The sequence below is a fragment of the Pseudomonas sp. HP_01 genome, from assembly GCF_055284355.1.
Window position 1 is genome coordinate 132,609 of sequence record NZ_JBTOPV010000034.1, and the last position, 17,426, is coordinate 150,034.

Below are 17,426 nucleotides of genomic sequence, written 5' to 3' on the forward strand. Positions count from 1 at the left end.
AAGAGGGCTGATGCCATCGCCAGTCAGCCTTCACCCAACTCGCGCATCACGGCGTACAAGGCGGACTTCGCTTCAAAGCCGACCCCCGGAATATCCGGCAGCCCGACGTAGCTGTTTTCCACCTTGATCCCGTCAGCGAAACCGCCGAAGGGCTGGAACACGTCCGGGTAGGATTCGTTGCCGCCCAGGTGCAGGCCGGCGGCAATGTTCAGGGACATTTGGTGACCACCGTGGGGCACCACGCGCCGTGACGACCAGCCCATATCTTCCATCACCTTCAGGGTGCGCATGTATTCCACCAGTCCGTAGGACAACGCGCAGTCGAACTGCAGAAAGTCACGATCAGGGCGCATGCCGCCGTGACGCAGCAGGTTGCGGGCGTCCTGATGGGAGAACAGGTTTTCACCGGTGGCCATGGGCAATTCGTAATGATTGGCAAGCTCGGCCTGGAGCGCGTAGTCCAGTGGGTCACCGACTTCTTCGTACCAGAAGAGGTTGTATGGCTTGATGGCTTCGGCATACGCAATGCCGGTCTCCAGATCAAAACGGCCGTTGGCATCGACCGCCAGACGACGGCCGTCCCCGACCACCTCCAGCACCGCCTCGATGCGGCGGATGTCTTCGTCCAGTGGCACGGCGCCGATCTTCATTTTGACCACGTCATAACCGCGATCCAGATAGCCCTGCATCTCCGCCTTGAGCTTGGTCTGGTCTTTGCCGGGGTAGTAATAGCCACCTGCGGCGTAGACCCAGACTTTGTCATCGGCCACGCCGTTGCGGTAACGGTCAGCGAGCAGGCGATACAGCGGTTTGCCTTCAATCTTGGCGACCGCGTCCCACACCGCCATGTCGATAGTGCCCACCGCGACCGAGCGCTCGCCGTGGCCGCCTGGCTTTTCGTTGGTCATCAGGGCGTTCCAGATGGCGAACGGGTCCAGGTTATTGTTTGCGTGATCAATGAGGGTGTCGGGGTTCGCTTCGGTGATGCGCGCCAGAAAGCGGTCACGCATCAGTGCGCCTTGGCCATAGCGGCCGTTGGAATTGAAGCCGTAGCCGATGACGGGCTTACCGTCGCGAATCACATCAGTGATCACCGCCACGACCGAGCAGGTCATCTTGGAAAAATCGATGTAGGCGTTGGCGATGGGCGAGGCGATGGAAACGGTTTTTTCACGGATTTCGACGATGCGCATGACGGTTCCTCTTGTTGTTCGTGACCCCACGTTAGGCTTTGCGACGCGACCCGCCCAATGCTATTAATGCCGCACCCTATGCACAGGAGGCATGGCCCCTTGGAACTTGTCTGGCTAGAAGATCTCTCGGCGCTGGCGGAGTACGGCAGCTTTGTCCGTGCCGCCGAAGCACGGCACGTGACCCAACCGGCCTTCAGCCGCCGCGTTCGCTCGCTGGAGAACTGGATGGGTGTGGAGTTGTTCGTGCGCACACCCCAAGGCGCAACGCTGACGGAGGCAGGCCGGCAAATTCTGCCCAGCGCTCAAGAGGCCGCCCGGCACCTGTACCGGATGCGCAACGAAGCCCAGGAAGTGGCAGGGATGGCCGCACGCTCACTCAAGTTCGCGGCGACGCATTCGCTGTCGTTCACCTTCTTTCCCAAGTGGCTGCGAAGCTCGGAAAACGCCGCGCTCATCGAGGCCGTGCAGCTGCACTCCGACAGCATGGCGGTCTGCGAGCAGATGCTGATCCACGGTCAGGTGCAGTTTCTGCTCTGCCATCGCCACCCCGACGTGCCGCCGCTGCTGGCCCCTGATCAGTTCATCAGCAAGAAGGTCGGTGAGGACGTGCTGGTGCCCCTGGCGAGCAGATCGACCCAATTCGGCACCGCGCCGGCGGCCTTGCCGTATCTGGCGTATACCCATGAATCCGGGCTGGGGCGTATCGTCGCCCACCGACTACGGGGCAAGGAGGATTACCTTCACCTCAAACCCCTGTTCAGCAGCCACCTTGCGGCGGTGCTCATGTCCATGGCCCTGGAAAGCAAAGGCGTGGCGTGGCTGCCGAAAAGCCTTACCGAACAGGAAGTGCTGGAAGGGCGCCTGGTCAGAGCGCTCGATGAGAGCTGGGACATTCCGCTGGAAATTCACCTGACCCGGCCGAAGGCGCGATTGAGTCAGGCGGCGGAGGGGTTTTGGGCCGAGGCGGGCGGTGACGTGGGGCTGGCGTTGGGCGGACGAGCTGGCTGATGCGATCCGCTGTCAAACCGTTAATCAAGACTCGAAAATGTTAACCAGAGCGGGGGTGGTACTCGAAAACGTTAATCCGATGGCGTGAAAGTATTCCTCCATTTAGAGGCGCCATACCAACCATAAAATGGGCAAACTCCGGCTTCTGAAGTTTCAGACCACGAGTCGGGTTGATCCGTTTGGGCGCTACAGTGACATGCAAGGAGAGTTGGCAGGATGTTCAAGCTTTATTCGTTTCGCGAGACAGTAGAGGCTATTGCTGCATGCTCTGACGATCGAGCCCTATGGCAGCGATACGCGTGGGTCTACGTTCAAGGGCACGCAGCGTTGCTGGAGAGCCGGTTTTACCTGGTGTCGAATATTGATGAAGACGATGAGCGTCGCGTGTTGGACTTTGGCGACAGATTCGAGCTTTCGGCATGCCTGGAAGCGGCTAGTTTTGCGGACGTGTTGTGTGTACAGAAGCGACAGCAGCCGCACTCTAGCCTGGAGGACTACGCTATCGCCCTTGAGCATTACTCTGAGCAAGATGCCTTCCTGGAGGTGCCCGGTGGTGATGACCCGAAGGCAGCAGAACCCGGTTTGGCGCGCGAGTTATACGCCGAGTACGACCTGTTTCTTGCTGAATGCTCGCCTGACCAGTTGGGTGTCGCGGCGCGAGAGGTCAGCGCTGTCCTTGAGATCAACATTGCCAGTGCGTTGCAGGCTTGTCGGGCGTTGCCCTTGTGCCTGGGAGAGCGCATGAACGGTGATCGGTGCATGCAAGTCGAAGCGCGTTTCTCCGCGCTTTCGGTTCCGTTGCAGCGAGTGACCCACCGCTCATTTCCGTGGCAGTAAGCCGGCTTTAGGGCTCTGGGCGAATGAACGCGTAGTCGTCATCGATCAACTGTTGCAGGTAGTGATCGAAGCTCGGCGCAATCACTTCATAGTTATCTGGGTCATGCAGAAAGCGCATGACCTGACCCACCGTGCCGCCGGGCGCCGGATTGAAGTCTATGTACAACCTCGAAGTGCCCCCGTTGTTGATGCAGTGTGAAAAACACAGCCGCTCATTCATGCCCACCGTAGGGTCAATGCCTTCTCCGATCAGATCCATCTCCTGATCCAGCCAGCCATTTTCAAACCAGCCTTCATAAAGTTCTACGATGCTTTCAGTATCAAGGCCGTCAGCCTCTGCAAGTATGTCTTCTACCGAACTCAGGTAGTAGGGATAGCCGGGCAGGTCGGAGCCCAGCATCAGTACCATGACCTCGCCGTTCGGGTAATCCCGATAATGTGTGCCGTCAATCTGGCCGAGCAGTTGCAACAGGCTTGCGGGGCACAATGGGTAACGCTTGCTGAGTCGCTGCAGGTCTGCCGCCGAAGCTCCGTGTGCATGTTTCAGTTGATCGAGATCTTCGGCCACTAACGACTGACGCAGGCCGGCGAGGTAGGTATCGACGAGGCTCATGATCCGAGTTTCCCGCCGACGCTTATTCTAGCCATGTTCTGAATTCGTAGGCCTCTTCCGGAGTGTTGAGAGCGGTTACCCAGGCGATCTCGTCCTCCACGCATTCAAAGTCAGAAACCGAAAATACATAAATGGCAGTGTCGAACGTCGTCGTCAGTTTTTTCAGGGCGATGACACATTGCTCAAATATAAGGCTGCGATGCGCCACGAAGTTGTTGTCGGTGGTCGCGTCGGCCATGTTCCAGAGCATTGTCGAGAGATCGTTAAAGCAATCCCCGCCGTAGGCTTCGTGGCTCCATTCGGCGGGGGACCACTTGAAGTATTTCGCATCATCGGGGTATTCCGCCTGGACACGCGTCAGATGGTCTTGGGTGTTGAAAGAGGGTGCCAGTGTTCGTGCGTCGGCGTCGGAATACAGCGCAAAGCCACAGATCTGCGTGTTCGGAAAGTCCGACCGAAACTGTTCAATGGCGCTCATGGACGCTTTGAAAAAATCTTGTTGACACTGCTCGATATTCAAAGTGTCCATGGGTCTCTCGTCGCTGTGTATGGCTAACGATTATTGGGCATCAGCGCAGGTCTCGACTGCATTTCAGGAACGCATCGTTTTTTTATAGGGCCTCACGTCGGGCTCTTCAGTCAAGCGTCAAACCACCCCATCAGGCAGACAACAATCACAGCCTGTGGGGTGAGGGCAGTGATGCGATCAGCTCAAGGCTGGCGGGCACTGCCGAAGGGGTTGCTGCCACCTGCGCCAGCAGGTCATCTAAAGCACGTTCAAATAATATATTCAGGCCGCCCGGCTGCATTCCAGGCCGCGAAGCGTGCGTCCATCACGCCAGACAGCTGATCGTAATTAGCCCAGCTGTCCTCAACGCCGTAGAGGGCTCCAAGGCCGACACCGAAGGTCAGCAGGTAGTCGTCGACGTAACGACTGTCGTTGTTCAAACCTTCGTAATAAGCAACGGCAAACGCATTGCCGGCTTCAGAGAACTCCTGGTCAGTCAGTTTTTCGTCCAGCACGGTCATAACGAACTGTGCCCCGGTGAGGGTGCGATCCTTGAGTTGGGCGAGTTCGCTCTCGGCGTCTTCCTCCAGTTCTTCGCTGGCGAGATCATTGATCAGCATCCACGCGAGAAACATACCGATATGCGTGGCGCCAGCTGACTTTGGCAGATGTTTGGGGAAGGTGCCCCCGTAGTGCCAGGAGGCATCGTCGTATTTCATGTGTGCTCCAGTGATAGGGGGCAGATGTTCTTCTGTGACTGGGTGATGATGCCCGCAGCGAGTCCCTCAGAGCATCTGGGCCGATGGCGCGTTGCTGTTGGTGAGTCTGAGTGCCTTCATGAAGGTATTTTTCCTTAAAGGCTCGGGCTCTGAGTCCCATCAGAGATCGTCTTTGGAAATGATGGTTCAATAGTCTGCGGATTCGAGCTGTCGCGTAAAGGGTTCAGGTGTTATGGCGCAGATAGTCGAGCACTACCCGATTGACCTCGTATTTGTGGAAGAACCGAAGCTGGATGCCAAGGCTGAAGGTCGAGCCATAAAAAACAAGGAGTATGTGCGTTGAAAGCAGTCAAGTGGATTGATGACGCTGTGTTTGTGGTTGAAGTGGAAGAGGGCGTTTATACCCTTGCCCAGATGCGAGAGCACGGCCTGTTGGAGCTTTTTGATGTCTTCAGAACTGTCGACGAATGGGACGGCATAGATTTAAACACCAGCCCCATGTTGTTTTGCATGTGGGTTGCTCGAGACCCGCTCAAGGCACTTTTTCGAAGGTTTTTAACCGCAGATGAAGTGAAGATGAATGAGCGCCCGATACTGAAAAATATGCTTTCATTCAGGTGGGTCTCAGAGGGCAAATACACGGCTGACCTCATAGAGTTGACCGACCTTTATTCGAACATCGGGGCGACGGTATTGAAGTCTGATCTGTGCCCTGACAAAGATTTTGCAATCATAGAAAGTCATGAGTTCTGCGGCCTTCAGGGCGATACCGTCAAGTTGCAGCAAAGGCTGCGACTTTTCTACCACACGGGCATTAACTGGGATGAATCCAAAAAATTTACTTTCCCAGCGCTAAAAACGCCAGATGCGCTGCTCCTGTACCGCAAGGAAATTCCCATGGTGACGACATCTGAACCGCAGGTGAAATCCGGACTTGAGTTGCTGGAAGGGGATGAAGAAGTTCTGGCAAAAATTTACCCCGTGGTTTCTGCGCTTTATGTTGAAGTGCTGAAATTGCAGGGTCCCGATGCCGGTGATCGCGCGCTACTGCTGTTCGAAAACGCGATGCTGCAAATCAACCAGTTTGAAGATGAGATTGAAACGGTAGAGCGCGAATCCCTGATGGAGGTGTTGTACCAACTGGGGGAAAGAGTCGGTCTGTCCAGAGACACAGAGTTTCTCGAACAGTGGCGGGGCGACTGGTAGTGGCGGGTCGCTTACTGTTCGCATGGCCCCGTCGCCAACGCCCTTTGCAGGAGCACACCCATGAGCGACATTGAATTACTGTCGTTGTCTCCCGACGGTCGCTACCAAGTCCAGGCGATCCCGTGGGAAGCAGGCAACTCCCATTGGGTGTTCCCGCCGCAAATCATTGATACCCAAAACGGGAATGTGGTGTTTGGCTTCGAGGACGATCTGTGGTCGGCAGACCGCAGCACTTGGCTAAGCCCGACCCGGGTTGAACTCAAGCTGCGTAAATACCCGGGCCACCGGGGACGTCTGGGACTCACGGTGATCATTGAATGCGCGCGGCGGACCGCCGAATATGGCGATGGCACCCACATCGACTTGTCCCGCCTGGAGAGCACCCTTGAGGGCATGCTCGACCTGCTCGGCTGAACCCAGTAGTCAGCAAGGAGCTGAATGATGAATTGGAAAGCCCTGGAACAGGCACTGTTCGACGCCGCCAGAGACACATTGCAAACACTGCTCGATGAAGGCGTTAGCCCTTTGTACGCCGCAGCGTTTCATGCCAGCTACCGGGAAGAAGAGGCGGTTCTGACGCTGCCTTGCTTTGCCGCAAACAGCGTGCAAGCACTCAGCGAAGACTACCCCGATGAGGAAGATGAAAGCTTCAGCTCGGTGAAGTGGAACCCGGCGGACTGGCGATGGGATTGGGAGATCTGCGCTGCTGCGCAGTTCACGCCGCTTGACGATGAGCTTCAAGCACATGCCAATCGCCTTGGCCCGCGCCAGTGGCAAGCGGCTGAGCGACGCTTTCTGGTCACCGTTAGCCGTGCCGCCAGGGCGCTGGGTCGACATTTCAGCCAGCACCCTGGTGTGACGCCTGGCTTCGTGGTGATTTTCCATGACTTTGCTGGCGATATTGCCTTGGCTAAGCGCAGCATCACCCGCCAGCAGTTCAAGGATAATTTCCCTGTCGAATGGGCCATTGAAAATACACTGCGGGAAGTGTCTGTCTGGCCGCACGACGAGCAGGCCGCGTTCTATGTTAGCCGCTTACACTGTTCGCATGGCATTTCGGGGGAAGACGCTGAGCGCTGGCTGATTGCCAACGGCCGCCCCGCGCAGGCTGCGCTCATCGAGCAGGTCAACGGGCATAAAAACCCTACACCTGCAGCGCGCATTCTCGGGCTGGCCGGCATTGCTGATGAGCCCGTCATCCAGACCCTGCGCCGACAAGCGATGGAGGCCAATGAGCAATCGACGCGCAACTGGTGCGCGACGGCCCTGGGTTATCTCGAGGATGTCGACTGGCTGATGCAGCAAGCGCCCGACATCGCTGTTTCGGGTATCTGCGCTAACTTCGACGGTTTCCGCTGGCGGAGCGTGAAGCCACCGGTGCTGAACTACAGGCCCCTTGAGCGTCTGCTTGAGCAGCGCCCTGAAGTTCGGGCTGCGGTTGAAGAGACCCTTGAAGACGCCTGCGGCCAAATCGATACCACCACTGCCGATGTCAGCGAAGCCTCGCGCGGCCTGGCTTCACCCCACGTGGCGATTCGTCGTCATGCTGTGAGTGCATTGAACAACCGTGGCCTGCTGCCCGACGCCGCGCTTCGTGCAATCGAGGCCCTACGCCGGGCAACTCAGGATACCGATGAGCAGGTGTGTTACATCGCGGGCCTTGGTCTTGAGGCTATGCAGCGGCGCTAAAGGCTGTTCAATGGTGACCAAACGCGTGCTGCATGTCTTGCAAGAGGGCGAACGGGTCGCTTACGACGAACAGCCCAACTGATGGTTGCAAATGATCAACACTGGGAGCGGGCAAGCCGCTGGCGATAAGCTGAAACTGCCTGGCCCTGTCCGGTACATCCCGCAGCCCATAGGGCGCGTGATGTTCGATGCGCATCACGCCATCATCGTAGCGCTGCCCTTTGGCCTTGCACTGCCGGAGGTCTTCAGGCTCTGGGCGCTGGCGTGAGGCGAAGTCGTATATCTCGACTATCGGTGCCTCGTGATTACCCAGAATGTTATGGACGTAGATTGCATAAAACCATTCACCAATCTGCACTGACGCGGCGTCGCCCTCTCGCCAGAACGTTACGTTTTTGGCCACAGGCGGACGTCGTACCAAAGGTGTAGGTGGCGAAGTCATCAGCGCTTTGATGGCATCGCTGTTGCGTTCGAAGGTATCGCTCAGCACGACATGTTCATTAAGCCTATCGACCGAGTCCAGCGCAGTCAGGGTCAACGCCTCATCGCAAAATCCGTGACGATGAAGCACTGCCGCCATGGTCAGGCAAACCAGGTCTTTGTAGTGTGGGTTCGCCTCATCACCGGGCTCCTTCAACACACAACCCCAACGCAGGAACACCCGCTTGAGCACCTGTGCAGTCAGAACCTCATGTGGAATTTTTTCAGGGGCAAGCATCTCCCTGGCAGTGACCCGCGCAACGTCATGGGTGATCGGCTCAACCAGATCGCCGGGAAGATAGCCCAGCAGTTTTTTATGATGCATCGTTCAACGCCTCGGCAGCGAGTAGTGCTTGGTGCGGCAAGGATAAGCATTACCGTCGCCTTTACAGGTGCCGTCCAGGTACCGGTAATCAAAGCGCACTACTTGTCCCTTTTTAGGCCAGCTTCGGCGTGGAAGCACAGCCTGATAGTCCGAAGTTTCCGGCGTAAACATAATAGTCGTCCCCCGCTCCGGGCAGTCGACATTGGCGGTCTTTGCGCTCACGTCCAGGATCTCGGCCTGCAACTGTGGAAATGGGTTAGTCATGACATCGGTAATACGCAACTCCATCCTGCAGATTTGCCACGATGATGGCCAGGCGGGTTGGCAGAACAGTGAAAGCATCACCGTAAACAGTGCGTAGTAGGGGAGCTGATGTTTCATTGTTGGCGTCGCTCTTCAATAACGGTGCTCGGCCATCCATTACAAACTATCCGGATCGCCAAAAAACATCTGAATCCGCGACCTTAACCATCTTTCCCCCGGATCATTGTCCTGCGACCCGCGCCAGGCCATGTGCAGCTCAAACGTACGCGATTCGATCGGCAACTCTTCCGAGCGCACACCACCCGCAGCCGTCAGCACCGCCGCTGCATAGTCCGGCACGGTCGCCACAATGTCGGTCCCGGCAATCAGCGTCGCCAGCCCGTTGAACTGCGGAACCGCCAGCACGACGTGGCGTTTGCGACCGATTTTTTCCAGGTGCTCATCGATGAAACCGCCCAGGTCACCGGCGAAGGACACCAGTGCGTGGGGGCGGGCGCAGAAGTCGTCCAGGGTGATCGGCCCCGGCATGGTGTCGGCGCGCAGCAATTTGGGTTTGCTGCGGCGCAGCACTTTGCGCTTGGCGTTGGCGGGGAGGTCGTCGGTGTAGCTCACGCCGATGGAGATTTCGCCGGACGACAACAGCGCGGGCATCAGGATGTAGTTGGTGCGGCGTACCACCAGCACGATGCCCGGCGCCTCCGAGCGCAGACGCTTGAGCAGTGACGGCAGCAGGGCGAACTCGACTTCATCGGACAGGCCGATGCGGAACACGGCCGTGCTGGTGGCGGGGTCGAAGTCGGCGGCGCGGCTGACGGCGGTGGAAATGGAGTCCAGGGCAGGGGACAGCAGGCCAAAGATCTCGATGGCCCGCGCGGTGGGTTCCATGCTGCGCCCTGTGCGCACGAACAGCGGATCGTCGAACAGCCCGCGCAATCGAGACAACGCCGCACTGATCGCCGGCTGACCGAGGAACAGCTTCTCGGCAGCGCGGGTGACGCTGCGTTCATGCATCAGGGTTTCGAAAACGATGAGCAGGTTGAGGTCGACGCGACGCAGGTCGTTGCGATTCATGACGGGGGTCTCGGGGACATGGGTCGATGCATTTTCCAAACAGCAGCGGCGGCCCAGACGCGCGCCACGTGTTCAACTCAGGCAGGGATATTACGGGTAAATACCGGTTGTCTGCATCGTTGAATTTTCCCGCGTGTCTGTAAATGCGCTTCCGCCACGCCCGCTGGCGCGATTAGATGAAACATCGACCGGCAGAACCAGCCCCGTCACTACGTACTGGCCCTTTGTAATCCGGGGGGTTGCAGCCGGCCTGGAGCCCGCAATTCATCTATGTTCGGCCTCCGGGTTGCAATGTCGCGGTGCGCACCCAACAATGTGCGTCCTGCAGGCCCGGGACGGCTGCTACAGATTCGGCGACCGCTTTCACCATCAGAATCGACAGCAGGCATGTTGACTATTAATAGCCACTGATAGTGTTACCGGCGGCGTCCGGATAGAGTTCAGGGCATCAAGGTTCATAAGGCGAGGTTCGAAATGTCCCGCACGATCCGTTTTCATCAGTTCGGTCCGGCCGAGGTGCTCAAAGTTGAAGAGCTGCCGGTCGCGTTGCCTGCACCCGGTGAGGTGCAAGTGCGCGTTCAGGCGATCGGCGTCACCTGGTACGACGTGCTGTGGCGACAAAATCTGGCTTCATCCCAGGCGCGCCTGCCGGCCGGTCTGGGTTCCGAAATGGCGGGCGTCATCACCGCCATCGGCGATGGCGTAACCGACCTGAAAGTGGGCGACAAGGTCGCCAGCTTCCCTGCCGCTGACGTCAATGTGTACCCGGTGTATGGCGAACTGATCCTGTTGCCACGTACGTCCGTGACTCATTATCCGGACGTGCTGACGCCTAACCAGGCGGCCGTTCACTACACGCCGATGCTGGTGGCGTACTTTGCGTTTGTTGAACTGGCACGGGCAAAAGCCGGACAAACCGCGCTGGTCACCGATGCCAGCCATTGCGCCGGGCCCGCGTTCCTGCAACTGGGCAAGGCCCTCGGCATCAAGGTGATTGCGGCGACCAAGACCGAAGCATGCCGCGAATACCTGCTGAAAATGGGCGCGGACAAGGTGATCGTGACCGAAGAAGAGGATTTGCTTCTGACGATCAACCGCTATACCGACAACCGTGGCGTGGACATCGTCCTCGACGGTTTGGGTGGCCCGCAGATGTCGATTCTGGGTGATGTACTGGCGCCCCGTGGCAGTCTGATTTTGTATGGCCTGCAAGGCGGTAATCAGACACCATTCCCGGCGTGTGCAGCGTTTCAGAAGAACATTCAGTTCTTCGTGCATTGTGTGGGCAACTTCACCGGCAAGCCGGAGCTCGGCATCAAGCAGGACGAAGAGGCGATCAAGCGTGCGTTGCGCGACATCAACCAGATGACGGCTGATGGCATGCTGGTGCCGCAGATCACCAAAGTGTTTCCCTTCGATCAATTGATCGAAGCCCATCGTTTGATGGACGGTTGCCCGGTGGGCGGTCGTGTGGTGATTGAGGTTGATCCATCCTGAGCGCAGACCATCGCTCTCATTGAATGCTCGACGCTTTTGATCCGGCGTCGGGATTGAGGTGTCGGAAACCCGCTTGAAGGTATCCGCCCTGTCAGTCACGGATCACGTTGTCTCACTCAAGCCTTCCCGGATGTTCAGGAAGGCTTTTTTGTTTATGGGTGTTTAATTTATTTATCAACGCGCTAAAAGTGCGATGTTGATAGTCCTGTGAACGGCTCGAACCCAGACAGTGTTTGCTTTAATAAACGCTGATTTAAACACTCCCGTTTAATATACGTTTGAATTTGTCGAAAACAGAACATTTACGCGTCGGTGATGACTGGCTTGTAATTGTTCCGTATGCGTCGATAATAGTTTCAATAATTAAATGCTCAAGGAACGAGTCGATGCTTGTTGACCTGCCGCCCTCTGCTTTGCCTGCCAATCGGTCCGCCGCCCCCATGGGTGTCGGGCCTGCCCTATGCCTCGGTATAAAACTTCTTATAGCGCACCGTGTTGCCAGGCTGATCAGTCGGGTATCGAAGCCATGAGTTCAATGCACGAACAAGCCATGAATTACGTCTATCAGCAAGTGCTGCAGCGCCTCTCGGGTTATTTGAATCGTAATGAGCGAACAGCGCTGCAGTTGTTGATTCAGCGTCTGATTGTTGCTGCGGGCGGAATTGACAGGATCGGCGGTTATAAAGTGCTGGTGGCCTTCAGCGGTGGCAAGGACAGCGCCTATACCGTGGCCATGTTGCGCGCCGCGCAACTGAGCATCGCCGCACGGGGGCCGGCAACGTTCAGGCTGCGGGTGGCCAACATGCGCCATGCGGGCATTACCTCGGCGGTGATGGGCAACATCGACCGCTGTTATTCAGCGCTGTTTCTACACGACGACCCGAGGGTCGAGCTGCTGGTGATCGATCATCAGTACGTGCAGATCTTCGAGCCCGACTTGCCCTTTTCGACGGCGGGTCGTGAGCAGAATCGCTCCGACCTGCTGCTGGGCGGGCACCTGACGGCAGGTGATGCGCGGACCACCTTCTGCAACAGCTGTTATCTGGGCATGGCGGATTTCATGGTCCGCGCGGCCAGCTGGGGTGACGGCGTCAACGCGGTGATCAGCGGCGACTCCCTCAAGGAGCAGAAGCAATACGCAACGTGGATCATGCGTCTGGCACGCCATGGCGGGCAGAAAGTCGAGCCCTGGCACACCTTGGGTTTCAGCGGAGCAATGAGCGTTATCGACAGGGTCGGGCGCGCCTACTACGAGGAGCTATACGGCGAGTCAGCCGAAGCGTCAGGCTACAGCCGGCCACCGGTCTACCTGAACCGAACCATCGCCCCGACCCTGCTGACCGCTGCGGACCTCATCGGCTTTCGCACCGAGGAACACTGGGGGCTGCTCACTGACTTTCTGGGCTTCCGCTTTGATGATTTGGCGTTCAGCTTCAGTGAGTCCGACTGCGCCAACCCGCTGCTGATGGCCCACCTGCGCGGGCTCAAGGCCGAATTCATCGAGGGGCGTACGTACGGCGAAGGCATCGCCGAGTACCTGGAACTGGCGGGGGCCATGATGCGCCGCAAACGCATGCCTGCGCGATTGATCGCCCAGGCGCTGGCCGCCTACGACAGTCCGGAAAAAATTGACGATCGCCGTCAGCTTGCCGAAGGCTACGGTCAGGAGGCTTTTGGCCTGGGCGAGACCCAATGGGTGTGCCTGCTGTTCTCACCCTTTGTCGACGCCGGCGCGCGGCTCGAGGATTTCCTGCGTCGCTATCACCCCGGGATGCTGGTGGGGCTCAGCGATCTGCACAAAACCCTCGCCGGTGAGATCGTCCCGGACTTGGTGCCGCACTGGCTGGTGGAAGTCAGCGGCCTCAGTCTGAAGGGACTGCAATCGCTGTACGCCAAGCGCCACGTGGACTTCAACGACGACCGTTCGATCATCGCCCGGGTACGCGCCAGCGACCCCGACAAACGGCGGGTGGCGACGGTCGATCCGCTCACCGGCGCCCGGACCACGGAACTGATTTCGGGGCGCTGAAGGCTGCACGGTGAACTGACGCGACGTGATGCGCCGAGCCTCGGGCGGTCGACGGGGCTCTTTCTCAATGACCCTGCGCCTTGCGCATGGAAGGGGTGTTCGATGAATAACAATATACTTATCCAAGGGTAATGAACGTTGACATGCTTCTATGACTCGCCTCTTAACCCAGTAAAACCGCCACTCCCAGCCCTTTTTTGGCCACAAAATCCGCCCCCAGAATCCTGTCAACGTTGACTTTTCGCTAGCCTCTAGTCCATCACCTTCCAGACGAACGGTACATGTTAAGTTCCAGCCATCGTTAGCGGGTAGTTGCTAAAGCGTTCTGCTGTAGGTTTGAGCTTCACGATGTTCTGTCACCGAACATCATAAATCCCCGTCAGGCGACCAATATCGATATGTTCATGCCGCACTCTTCGAGCGTCCTCCCCAGAATCTGAATACCCCCCAAGCAGCAGGCATGGTCTGCAATAATCGCGAAACTCATGTGTTGGAACTCCAGCGGCGACTCCTCACATTCCGCCGCCGCTCGGAGCTTCCAGAACATTCAACTCCTGCTTTAGCGGAATTTCCGACAGCAAACGTCGACCTCGAGCAGGGGGTCTATGAATACACGCGAATTTGAAAGCCGCACCGTTGAACTACCGATAGCATTGACCTATCCGGGCGAAGGGATAGCAGGCGTGGGCGGCTATTGGCTATCATCGATGACACGATATCCGCTTACTGCACGAAATTTGCTGAGGTCATCCCGTCATATGTCTTCCTCAAAACTAGTCGTTAGCACATGCCTGAACAAAATCTGGCAGGGTTTTGCCAGCAAGCTCAGGGCGTCATGGTGGCTCATTCCGATTATCTCGGCGGGCTTCATTTTTGTCGCTTTCTATGTGGGCTGGATTCCGATCAAAGGTACTAGTTTCGAGGAGAGGGGACAGTTCGGTGATAGTTTTGGCGTGCTCAACTCACTTTTCACTGGCCTCGGTTTCGGAGGCGTTGTGGTCACGCTAATTCTTCAGCAGCGCCAGCTCGCCCACCAAGAGGCGGAGATCAAGGTTCAGCGAGAAAGCGAAGAGCGACGCCATTATGAAGAAACTCTTCATCGGTTGTTAGGTTTGTACACGCAGACACTGAATGAATTGTCGGCGGTTAAAGGCGGGCTCAAGGCTAGATCCGTATTGGAAGGCTCTATTTCCAGAGCCATGTCTGCAGTGAAGGCTGATCGGGTGAATAACATCCCGCACGACATCCAGGGGCGTTACCGAAAGCGTGAGCTGACTACAGACGATATTCAGTTCCTAGACTATTTGTACTTCAGAAACTTTAAAATTCTTGCGGTTGAGATCGATCGACAAACCAGGTTGGTGGAGACACTGTCAGTCCTCCTGAATCATCTTGTAGAGAGCCGCCCGAGCCATGTTTCCTTGGAACGATACAGTGAGCTGGTGTGCTCCCAGCTGACGCATATTGAATTCACCTATTTTTTTCTCGTCGCACTAGCTTTCTCCAAAGAGGTTAAGTTGCGTGAGCTGCTGATTGCATCCGGACTAATTGCACGAATAGCTCACGTGAGGCGCCTTCAGGTACATGACTACATGTATTCAGAGTTTTGGGGCTGTGATATCGCTGCGTACAAGGTTGCCCATGCGTCTCCCATACCCGCCCGTCGAATTCAGAAGGCAATAACAGTCCACCGCAGGAGGTCTGAGGGCAGCGGGGCAGACACCGTGCCAAAGATTTCCTACACGTCTCCCCGCGTAAGGCAACCGATCTCCGAAAAGGTAGCACTATTCGACACTGCCGTTGCTTCGAATGACAAGGTGCAGCACCTCCAAAATGATGAGGGTGCGTCAGGCGACCAGGACGGCCTGAAATAGCAGCGGCCACCATCCTGGATGGGGTGAAAGCCAAGGCTCATAGGCTCATTAACACAGTGCAGCCAGTTTGGAGTCTGGGATCGGGGTTGAACCAGCTATCCCTTCGTGCAAATCCCTTAATCTCTCTTGTCTGGCACTTTTTTCGAAGCTGTGCCTGAAAGCCTAGCGAGACGGCTTATTGAATTTTCACGATCGTCTAGTGTAGTTGGCTCATTGAGCCGATTGCGGCGCGTATACTGCGAGTCCCTACGACTACTCATCATCGGTCACTTTAAGCTTTTGCTTTTCCGCTGATGGCATCCACGTAGATCAGTCCTCTGGTTTGGGCTGCTTTCACCTTGCGATCAAGCATCTGGGTGAAGCTCAGCAGCCCTTCCAATACGAGAATGAGATCGCCTCCATCTACAAAAATGGTTTTGAGCGCTTTCCCTGCTGTGAGAGAGGTCAACACATGCTCGCTAAAGCCATGTATCGAGATAAAAAAGCCCCGGCCGTACATCTTGCCTTCGATCTTGGACGCGAACTGATACACAGGTTCATTGGCTGCAGCCTTGTCTTGCCATTTCGCTTCGATCAGATAGTGCTCGCCGTCGAACTTGATGGCGCCATCGATCTGCTCCCCATTTTCCCGAAATGCTTCAGTGACCTCCAAGGCCGAGAGGCGCGCAAGCTCGTGGAGTAGACCTTCCAACGCGTAACCCCTTTTGCTTCCAGTAAGACTACCCTGGAGCAACGCTATGAATTGTGCTTTGAGGTCAACCAGGGAGGTGCTGGTGGTACGATTTTCACTCTCCCGGCGCTCTTGCTCTCTGCGCTGCTCCTGAATTCGGTGGTCTCGGATTTCCTGAAGCTGTTTGAGGTGGGTGATAGCACTTTCAGCCTCCAGGCGATTTAGCTTGGCCAGCTTGACGAAGTAGTAGTCATCGAAGTGTTGCCAGGTGATGAGTGATTGGAGCATGGCTCGGAACTGGCCGAGGCCTGAGTCGGATTTGCTCGCGAGGTGGGAAAACATCGTATCGATGATGTTGGCTCGCGCCTGAGCTTTGTAGTCCCCTAGTGCCTTGATATCTGCTTTCGTACAGCTGTTGCTTTCGAAGAAACTAACGATGTCGTCTTTGGGCCAGAGCAGCTTGAGAATGCATTGCCGCATGGCCTGCTTGATATCGGATGGAAAGCTCACGGGGCATCTGCTCCTGGAAGGATGTGCTTAGTGTAGGTCTCAACTTTGAGAGCTACTACATGGCGACTTGATTAGGTATCAGAGACATGATGTCTCGGAGCACGCAAGTTCTTTGGGGGGTAACGCTCGGCTCATTTGCAGCTGGCAACACTCTCACTCTGATCCAATGCCTCGTTATGAAGCCCAACCTCCAATACTTAATCGACGGCTTCCCAGCGGGATCTCATTTCTTCAGTTTTCCAGCTTTTTGGAGCTCGGCTTTTCTGTCCCTTTCAATCGCTTCGCCAAGCCAATCGGGGACGGTCTCCACGTCGGTCTCACCGACTTTGTGAGGGATACCGTTCCAGAAGTCCACAATCGCTCCAGAGAAGCGTCTGAAATGCTCTACGGTCACCACAAGGTCGGTGTGGTCGGTGAGGTCGAGGTTTAAATCGTGTGGGAAGTGTTGATCGTCAAGCCTTGGAAAAAACTCCGGGTGGTTCTTTTTGAGTTTTTGAAGAGACGATCCCTTGCCGTGCTTGTACACGTTAACGACGTAGCGGCAAGCGCTGAGGATTCGCAGGTACTCAGCATCCGGCGGTGACAGTCTGAAGTCACTGACGAGCTCGACGATCTGATCGAAGTTTGCAGACCAGATCTTCGCTGGGACGGCGTCTCCTAGATGCCAGTGGTGTACTTCTTTGGCGATCCATGACCTCAGCTCTTTGTCCCAACCGTGAAAGATGCCAGCGATCAGGCTGAGGATGGTTTGATTGCGTAGCTCGCTGAGCAGCAAGTAGAACCCCACCCCCTCGTGGTATGCATCTTCCTCAAACGATCCTGGATCATCTCTGTCAGGGTTGAAGCGATGAGCACTCTTGGCGAGCCAATCCTCCGATGCCTGCTCCGCTTCCTCCTCCATATTTTCGAACTGGCTCAGTAGTTTTTTCTCCG

The 17,426-nt window shown here is 56.7% G+C and carries 17 protein-coding genes; 8 read left to right on the top strand and 9 right to left on the bottom strand.

The window, feature by feature from the left end:
* Positions 1-23: 23 nt before the first annotated feature.
* Complete coding sequence (locus ACYAR8_RS18030) at positions 24-1,193, bottom strand: mandelate racemase/muconate lactonizing enzyme family protein (RefSeq protein WP_463580600.1); 1,170 nt, start codon at positions 1,191-1,193, stop codon at positions 24-26.
* Between the two features lie 99 nt (positions 1,194-1,292).
* Here ACYAR8_RS18030 and ACYAR8_RS18035 point away from each other — a divergent pair, with 99 nt between their 5' ends.
* Together ACYAR8_RS18035 and ACYAR8_RS18040 are read left to right on the top strand one after the other, a co-directional pair.
* Positions 1,293-2,201 carry a LysR family transcriptional regulator gene (locus tag ACYAR8_RS18035; protein ID WP_463580601.1) on the top strand — a complete coding sequence of 303 codons (909 nt, stop codon included), beginning with the start codon at positions 1,293-1,295 and terminating at the stop codon, positions 2,199-2,201.
* A gap of 216 nt (positions 2,202-2,417) precedes the next feature.
* On the top strand, positions 2,418-3,038 hold the full coding sequence (locus ACYAR8_RS18040) for a hypothetical protein (protein WP_463580602.1): 621 nt from the start codon (positions 2,418-2,420) through the stop codon (positions 3,036-3,038).
* A 7-nt stretch (positions 3,039-3,045) separates the two neighbouring features.
* Here the strand turns inward: ACYAR8_RS18040 and ACYAR8_RS18045 are convergent, their stop codons facing one another.
* The 3 genes from ACYAR8_RS18045 to ACYAR8_RS18055 form a co-directional block, all read right to left on the bottom strand.
* Positions 3,046-3,651: an SMI1/KNR4 family protein gene (locus ACYAR8_RS18045; protein WP_463580603.1), complete on the bottom strand. Its 606-nt coding sequence runs from the start codon at positions 3,649-3,651 to the stop codon at positions 3,046-3,048.
* A 22-nt stretch (positions 3,652-3,673) separates the two neighbouring features.
* Entirely contained in the window at positions 3,674-4,180 is a 507-nt protein-coding gene (locus ACYAR8_RS18050) for a DUF4303 domain-containing protein (protein ID WP_463580604.1), read from the bottom strand.
* Between the two features lie 248 nt (positions 4,181-4,428).
* Positions 4,429-4,878 carry a DUF7832 domain-containing protein gene (locus tag ACYAR8_RS18055; RefSeq protein ID WP_463580605.1) on the bottom strand — a complete coding sequence of 150 codons (450 nt, stop codon included), beginning with the start codon at positions 4,876-4,878 and terminating at the stop codon, positions 4,429-4,431.
* A 339-nt stretch (positions 4,879-5,217) separates the two neighbouring features.
* Here ACYAR8_RS18055 and ACYAR8_RS18060 point away from each other — a divergent pair, with 339 nt between their 5' ends.
* Genes ACYAR8_RS18060 through ACYAR8_RS18070 form a run of 3 tightly spaced genes read left to right on the top strand, consistent with a single transcriptional unit; the run spans position 5,218 to position 7,773 of the window.
* Positions 5,218-6,084: a hypothetical protein gene (locus tag ACYAR8_RS18060; RefSeq protein ID WP_074889443.1), complete on the top strand. Its 867-nt coding sequence runs from the start codon at positions 5,218-5,220 to the stop codon at positions 6,082-6,084.
* Between the two features lie 60 nt (positions 6,085-6,144).
* Positions 6,145-6,498, top strand: coding sequence for a hypothetical protein (locus ACYAR8_RS18065; RefSeq protein WP_074889441.1), 354 nt, complete (start codon positions 6,145-6,147; stop codon positions 6,496-6,498).
* Positions 6,499-6,525: 27 nt separating this feature from the next.
* Positions 6,526-7,773, top strand: coding sequence for a DUF4303 domain-containing protein (locus tag ACYAR8_RS18070; protein ID WP_463580606.1), 1,248 nt, complete (start codon positions 6,526-6,528; stop codon positions 7,771-7,773).
* A 7-nt stretch (positions 7,774-7,780) separates the two neighbouring features.
* Here ACYAR8_RS18070 and ACYAR8_RS18075 read toward each other — a convergent pair whose 3' ends face one another.
* From ACYAR8_RS18075 to ACYAR8_RS18085, 3 genes are read right to left on the bottom strand one after another with little or no spacing between them, the layout of a single operon-like run.
* Entirely contained in the window at positions 7,781-8,578 is a 798-nt protein-coding gene (locus ACYAR8_RS18075) for a hypothetical protein (protein WP_463580607.1), read from the bottom strand.
* 3 nt (positions 8,579-8,581) lie between these two features.
* The gene (locus ACYAR8_RS18080; protein WP_463580608.1) at positions 8,582-8,959 is read right to left on the bottom strand and encodes a hypothetical protein; all 378 of its coding nucleotides are present in this window, start codon (positions 8,957-8,959) and stop codon (positions 8,582-8,584) included.
* Positions 8,960-8,998: 39 nt separating this feature from the next.
* Positions 8,999-9,913, bottom strand: a complete 915-nt coding sequence (locus ACYAR8_RS18085; RefSeq protein WP_065990323.1) for a LysR family transcriptional regulator — start codon at positions 9,911-9,913, stop codon at positions 8,999-9,001.
* 474 nt (positions 9,914-10,387) lie between these two features.
* Between ACYAR8_RS18085 and ACYAR8_RS18090 the strand changes: the two genes are divergently transcribed.
* The 3 genes from ACYAR8_RS18090 to ACYAR8_RS18100 all read left to right on the top strand — a co-directional run bounded on the left by ACYAR8_RS18090 (position 10,388) and on the right by ACYAR8_RS18100 (position 15,313).
* Entirely contained in the window at positions 10,388-11,410 is a 1,023-nt protein-coding gene (locus tag ACYAR8_RS18090; RefSeq protein ID WP_074889433.1) for a zinc-dependent alcohol dehydrogenase family protein, read from the top strand.
* A 526-nt stretch (positions 11,411-11,936) separates the two neighbouring features.
* Positions 11,937-13,439, top strand: coding sequence for a hypothetical protein (locus tag ACYAR8_RS18095; protein WP_463580609.1), 1,503 nt, complete (start codon positions 11,937-11,939; stop codon positions 13,437-13,439).
* Between the two features lie 605 nt (positions 13,440-14,044).
* Positions 14,045-15,313 (top strand): hypothetical protein, encoded by a 1,269-nt coding sequence (locus ACYAR8_RS18100; RefSeq protein ID WP_463580610.1) that lies wholly within the window; start codon positions 14,045-14,047, stop codon positions 15,311-15,313.
* A gap of 271 nt (positions 15,314-15,584) precedes the next feature.
* Here ACYAR8_RS18100 and ACYAR8_RS18105 read toward each other — a convergent pair whose 3' ends face one another.
* Together ACYAR8_RS18105 and ACYAR8_RS18110 are read right to left on the bottom strand one after the other, a co-directional pair.
* Entirely contained in the window at positions 15,585-16,493 is a 909-nt protein-coding gene (locus ACYAR8_RS18105) for a restriction endonuclease (protein WP_463580611.1), read from the bottom strand.
* 223 nt (positions 16,494-16,716) lie between these two features.
* Positions 16,717-17,394: a hypothetical protein gene (locus ACYAR8_RS18110; protein WP_463580612.1), complete on the bottom strand. Its 678-nt coding sequence runs from the start codon at positions 17,392-17,394 to the stop codon at positions 16,717-16,719.
* Between the last annotated feature and the right edge of the window lie 32 nt (positions 17,395-17,426).